4 protein-coding genes are annotated in these 6,281 nt (G+C 53.1%); 1 reads left to right on the top strand and 3 read right to left on the bottom strand.

What is annotated here, in order from left to right; all coding sequences use genetic code 11:
- Positions 1-300 precede the first annotated feature (300 nt).
- The gene (serS, locus tag JUF21_RS11540; protein WP_203664750.1) at positions 301-1,578 is read right to left on the bottom strand and encodes a serine--tRNA ligase; all 1,278 of its coding nucleotides are present in this window, start codon (positions 1,576-1,578) and stop codon (positions 301-303) included.
- A gap of 278 nt (positions 1,579-1,856) precedes the next feature.
- Positions 1,857-3,440, bottom strand: coding sequence for a helix-turn-helix domain-containing protein (locus JUF21_RS11535; protein ID WP_203623836.1), 1,584 nt, complete (start codon positions 3,438-3,440; stop codon positions 1,857-1,859).
- Between the two features lie 330 nt (positions 3,441-3,770).
- Between JUF21_RS11535 and JUF21_RS11530 the strand changes: the two genes are divergently transcribed.
- The gene (locus JUF21_RS11530) at positions 3,771-5,270 is read left to right on the top strand and encodes a helix-turn-helix domain-containing protein (protein ID WP_203664748.1); all 1,500 of its coding nucleotides are present in this window, start codon (positions 3,771-3,773) and stop codon (positions 5,268-5,270) included.
- Positions 5,271-5,311: 41 nt separating this feature from the next.
- Here the strand turns inward: JUF21_RS11530 and JUF21_RS11525 are convergent, their stop codons facing one another.
- Positions 5,312-6,088 (bottom strand): hypothetical protein, encoded by a 777-nt coding sequence (locus tag JUF21_RS11525; protein WP_203664746.1) that lies wholly within the window; start codon positions 6,086-6,088, stop codon positions 5,312-5,314.
- Between the last annotated feature and the right edge of the window lie 193 nt (positions 6,089-6,281).

Here is a 6,281-nt window from a genome sequence, read left to right as displayed (position 1 = left end):
AACTTTCATTGAAAAGCCCTATCACATTTACGAAACTTTGTTCAGTTTTCAAAGGACTACCTTGTCCAAAAGACAACTTTATCAGTCTATCAATTAGGCACAACGTTGTCAATGATTTTTCTCAATCACCCTAGCGGCTCAACACCGCTTCGTTTTGACAACGATGACTATATTACCAACCACGCCAAGGAGCGTCAACCATTTTTTAAAAAAGACCCAACAGATTCTGACTCCGCCCACCGCCTCGCGGCCCAGCACCGACAAAAAACAGCCGCATCGCTGCGACTGTCCGAACCATCATTAACCCTTAATCACTGTTTGGCCAGCCATGTAAGGAACCAGCACATCGGGAATCGTCACCGAGCCATCCGCGTTTTGGTAGTTTTCGAGAATTGCGGCGACTGTCCGTCCAACCGCCAGGCCCGATCCGTTCAGCGTGTGAACAAACTGCGGCTTGCCGTTTTCGTCACGGTAACGAATCTGCGCGCGCCGCGCCTGGAAATCGGTGCAATTGCTGCAACTGGAGATTTCCCGGTAAGTATCTTGCGCCGGCAACCAGACTTCAAGGTCATTGGTCTTAGCCGAGGTGAAACTGGCATCGTTAGAAGCCAAGGTAATCACATGATACGGCAAGCCGAGCTTTTGCAGCAGGTCTTCCGCGTCATGAACCAGGTTCTTCAGCTCGTTCCAAGAGTCTTCCGGCTTGCAGAACTTGACCATTTCGACCTTGTTGAACTGGTGCATGCGAATCAGACCACGCGTATCGCGGCCTGCCGATCCCGCCTCCGACCGGAATGCCGGCGTCAGCGCCGTGACACTGATTGGAAGCTTGTCTGCATCAATGATGTCACCGCGGTAATAATTGACCAGCGGCACCTCCGCCGTCGGAATCAGCGTCAACGGCTCGTCCTCGTTCATGATTGTGTAAACATCCTTGGTGAACTTAGGAAATTGACCCGTCCCAAACATGGAGTCGTTGTTGACTAGGTATGGCGGAATGATTTCCTCGTAGCCTTCCTTGTAGTGCTCATCCAAGAAGAAGTTATAGACTGCGCGCTCAAGGCGGGCGCCTGCCCCTTTGTAGTAAACAAACCGCGCGCCCGAGACTTTAGCCGCACGCTCAAAGTCCAGGATACCAAGCGCTTCGCCCAGCTCGTAATGCGCTTTTGGCGTGAAGTCGAAGTGCGGGATCTTCCCCCACTTATACTCTTCGCGCGAGTCCTCTTCATTCAGCGACATTGGCACATCATCGGCCGGAAAGTTGGGCAGGCGAACCAGGACGTCATTGAGTTTTTGCTCAACTTCAGCCAGCGCCTTGTCAAGCTTGCCGATTTGCTGGCCAACCTCGCGCATCTCCTTGATATCGTCGGCCGTGTCTTCCTTGTTGCGCTTTTTTTGCGCGATTTGGCCGGACACCTCGTTACGCTTGGCCTTCAACTGCTCAGTTTGGGCAATCAGTGCCCGGCGCTTGTCGTCGTCGCTCAGCAAGTCATCAATCTGCTCCGGCTTGACCGCGCGCGCGGCCAGCTTAGTCTTGGCCCAGTCAGGGTCTTTACGAATCACCTTAATGTCTAACATAGTTCTCCTCCTTGACGTAATTGCACACAAAAAGCCCTTCATCTCAATTGGGACGAAAGGCTTTTCCGCGGTGCCACCCAAGTTTGGTCCAAAGACCACCCTTAATTTGCTGCTAACGGTCAGCGCCGTGCGACTCATCGCCGCCCACTGTCGTGCTGGAAGTGAGACATCCCGGCTCACACCGCCCGCCGGGTCTCTGAAAGTCTCAAAATAGGCACCTAATCACGTGTTATTTTGTCATTGCTAGAATACTGCAAACCATTGAGCGGTGCAACTGCTCAATAGTCAAAATCTTCGTCGCGAGCACCTTCGTTTTTGTTTTCCCAGATTTGCCGCAGCTCGGCGTAAAGCTCGCCGAACCAATCGTTGGACGCACTGGCCGCCCACTTGTAGGTCAGAATTCCGGAACGGCGTTTGGCCGCATCTGGCACCGTCGCGCTTTCAATGACCAAATCAACGTCATCCAAACCCTCGTCAGGCGACACCAGCTCCACAAACGGCTGAGCCATCAAAAAGCTCAGTAAATCCACGTAGCCCAGCCCCGCCTGCTCGGTCACTGCGGCCACTCGCACCTTAGACTTCGGCGCGAACTGCTGCGCAATCTGAAGCACATCAGAATAAAAGGCGTCGGTGAGTGCATCCAGGTGCAGTTTCAGATCATCAAGCCCACCGACGTACACCACGTGTTCCAATGTCTGACGCACCTTTTTCTTCAGCATCGGGTTTTCGGGCATTGCCACCAGGTGTTCATTGATTTCATACGCGATGACCTGAGAAAGGTCTTCCCCAAACTCGAGCGTGGACACTGCGTTAGCCAACAAATTGGCTTTCAGCATGTTCAAAGCGCCTTCCGGAATTTGATCAGTGGTCAAAAATGCCACTGGCAGTTTGGCGAGAAATTCCGTGACCAGCGTGTAAATGGGCTGGTTATAGTGCTGGAACCGCGCAAGCGTTTGCGCCATGGACGCGGAATTGGTCGTGCCAAACAACGGCAGGAAGTTGAACACAAAGTACATGGCGGCACTTTCGCCCATCTGACCCTCGGTGCTGAACTGGGGAAAGAGAAAATCCTCGGCTAACCCCGGCTGCAGTTCTTCAAACAGGTTCGCGGTCGGATAGCGGAGCGTCAGCTTATTCGGGTCGTAAATGATCACGAGGCCTTCGCTGGAGCGCTTGTGCGCGATCGCGGTGTAATACATCGCGACTTCCCGGGTGACGTAATTCGGTTTGTTCATGTCGTACAGCGCAACGGTTTCGTCTACCACTTCGCCGACCGCGTCCCGCTTAAGATCATCAAACGGCCAGCCGGCCCCATCCGTTGCCAGCCAGAAAATCATGGTCAAAAACAGCCGAATCCGTTTTTCATCACCCTGCAGGCTGAGCGTCTCATACGAAAAACGGACGCCAAACTTGCGAGCAAAGTCGCGCAACGGTTTGAGGTGCCGCAACATGGTCGCCTTGCTCGCGTGACTGGCCGTTAAAAATTCGGCAAAGTCTTTATAGTCGTGGTACACCAGGGTGTGCAGGAACCGATACGGATGATCTTTTTGGACCAAAAAGAGCCGCACCTGACTGGAAGGCACATTGAACAACTTGCTCACGGTCGTGGTCTTGGTCCCAATCATTTCCTGAAGGGTGGAGACCAAACTGTTATAGGTGTTGTATACCGACCCATAGTTGCGCCGGGTGAGCGCCGCGATCTGCTTCAGATTAACATCCGTCACTAAGGGCTCGGCGGCCTGTTCGCGCACTAACCGCTCTGCCACCGGCGTCTGCGCTGAGCGTGCATTGACGATGCGCCGAAATAGGCTCGTTTCCTCCGCCTGGGACTGCGCCAGAAAGATATCCTCGCGACCTCTCATAAATAAGTGCCTCTTTTCGTGAATTTGACTACTTTTCGAGTCTAATTATAGCCACTGTCATCAAATTAGGCCAATAATATTTTATGATAAATGAGAACTTTCTTAGGCCGTGTTCAACAACTGTTTTTCTCGGCTGAATCTGCCGCATTTTGCGCCTTCCTACTCGGCCATCGAGGGAGGGAAATGAATCGGTCTGAAGCGCGGTAACTGGCCAAAACATTTAACTTTGTCAAATAGTTTTGGCGATGCCACTTTTTTCCCAGCTCAAACATGTGGTATTCTGTGAGTAATCATTAGTGACTATTAAGCGTGTCTAAGGGGGGCCTACGGATGAATTTCGAGACGATTTTCCTCGAAAAAGCCGATTTACAGAAATTCACCATGTTTCAAACCCTCGTCACCAACCAGACGCAAAGTTTGTCGATCACCGACTTGGCGGAAAGACTCGCACTGTCGTATCAGCAAAGCTACAACGTGTTTCAGGAGCTGACGCGCGACTTGGTTGAGCTGTCCAGGCAGCCAGCCGGCAAAATTAAACAGGCCCTCACCGACGGGGCAGCGCTGAATTTTTCAATCGACGACTACCGCCTGTTTCTGCTTAATAGCTCTATCGCCTTTCAATTCGTCGACTATTTGGTCCAAGGCAATCAGCAAAGCGTCAGCCATTTTTGCGGTGACCATTACATCAGCCGTTCCACGCTCATGCGCAAAACCGCGCTGGTGCGCAGTTTCTTATCTGGCTTCAAAGTTAAGATCTCGCTGACGCAAGCGACTTTTGTCGGCGACGAAAAACAGGTACGCCTGTTTCTTCAGCTCTTCTACTGGCTTAGTTATCACGGCAGCCGCTGGCCGTTTCGGGCACTCGACTTTGATCGCCTCAGCGCGCAGTATCGCAGCCTGCCTTCAGCCGATCAGGACCCCATCACGGCCAGTCAAGAGCGCCTGTTTTGGGGCGTTTGCCGCACTCGCATGAGCCGCGGCCATTTTGTTTCGCTAAACGCGGGGTTCTCAAAGTCCATCCCCCAAGGGGAATTCTCAATGACGGCGGTGTACCCGAGCAAACCAAATCCAAACGTCCCGCAGGCAGCGCTGGACGCCGAAACAATCTTTTTCTACTTTTTCCAGCAAAAAACCATCCGCTTCACGCCGCCGGCCGCCAGTACGATGATGATGTGCAACTACCTGGAACAAACCAGCAGTCCTGCCGCGCAGGTGGTTGCCGGCCTGCCCGCCGCGGTGCGGCAAGACTCAGTCGGGCAGACTGACCCCTTTGAAGACCCGGTCTTGCACGCCAATTTAATGCGGGTCACTGCGGCCTTCTACCTGATGGAGGGCAATTTCGTTAAGCAGTCTGACTTCTTCAAGCCGTCTTTGCCTAACTACATGCAAAAGCAGGCACGCCGCACCCTGAGTCGCTACATCGACAGTCTGCCGGACAGGGCCGATTATCAAACTTTCAAAAGGGCCAAGCGGCCGCTGGTCGAAATGCTATTTTACCTGCTAGTACCATATCTCCGCGACTTCCAGTGGCAAGAGCTCGTCAAGGTCAAGCTGGTCATGGAAACTACGGACACGGTTAATCGCAACATTATCGATTTTGTCCGCAATCTGAGCGTGGTCGAGCTGCTGGGCGACGATGCCCCCCTGGAGCAGGCAGACCTTTTGATCACTGCGCTGGACGACTTTGTCGACCCTGTTGCGCTGTCCGCCTTGCCCAAGCGCATCGCCAAGTTTAACTGGTACCTTGACGCCACTGATGGCGACTACCAGACATTGTTTGAGACCGTATTTAAGCTGTTTCAGCAGAAGTTGATCGCCTCTGGCAACTAAAAAATGGTCTGCGGCATTGATGGCGCAGACCATTGTTTTAGTTAGGCATCGCACATTTCAGAAGCCAAAGCCGCGCCACCGTTAGCCCGGGCCGCGGCCTTTTTGTACAGCGCGCAAAGCTGCGGCTTGGCGTCTCCGATCTCGTACATCACGATCGTCATGAGCTCAAAGCGCGTGAACACGCGCGCCCTTCGCGGCTGCTGATCTAACCAGGCCGAGAACTGCATTTCAAAGGTCGCCAGATTCCAGTTCAACCGACCAAGTAGCGTCTTGAGGGTGTTCTTTTCAAATTCGCTCATCTTAGCCCACGTGGTTTCGTATGTCAGCTCGCTCCCATCGGGTTGCGGATCCAGATCCGCATCGATCAACGCCATCAGCGTCAGCATGGCGTCATGGTTGTGGTGCGTGTCATACTCCAGGCGCAGCTGATGCTGAAGCAGCAACGTTAGGTAGGTGGGATCATCAGCATACTTGGCCTTGGCGTTGGCCAGCATCTGTTCAATGTAGTGATAATCGATCTTTGGGTGCAACCAGGGCAGGGTGACCACATGATCAAAGTCGATCACGTCCGGCAGATAGTACTCATGGATCCACAGCCAGCTGTCAATATCAGCGAGCGCCGCTTGCCCCTTGGCGGTCAGTTCGAAGCGCACCGCGTTGCCTGGTACTGGCTGGATCAGTCCTCGGCGCAGCAGGCGCGCAATCACGCGCGTGGGACTGAGCCGGTAGCGATCACGCCAGACTGGCTCGGTGTCCACGGACGGTGAATCCGACATGGTGAGCATGTACATAAAGACTTTCACACTTGGTGTCAGCATACTGTCCCCCCGTTTCCCCATAAACAGCACTATTGTATTCGCATCTGAAAACGCTGTCAAACCCAAGGAAAAAAAGACGTCAGCGCAGGCTGACGAAAGTTTTAAAGGCTTATTTCGGCGCTACGATATTTGGAGTTGAAAGGCATCTTGCCTCGAAACTCCTTTTTATATACCATTTTTATGTCTGAGCACA

The organism is Lacticaseibacillus sp. 53-4, from assembly GCF_016861805.1.
Taxonomy (GTDB): Bacteria; Bacillota; Bacilli; order Lactobacillales; family Lactobacillaceae; genus Lacticaseibacillus.
This window is presented reverse-complemented; position numbering and strand designations above follow the sequence as displayed.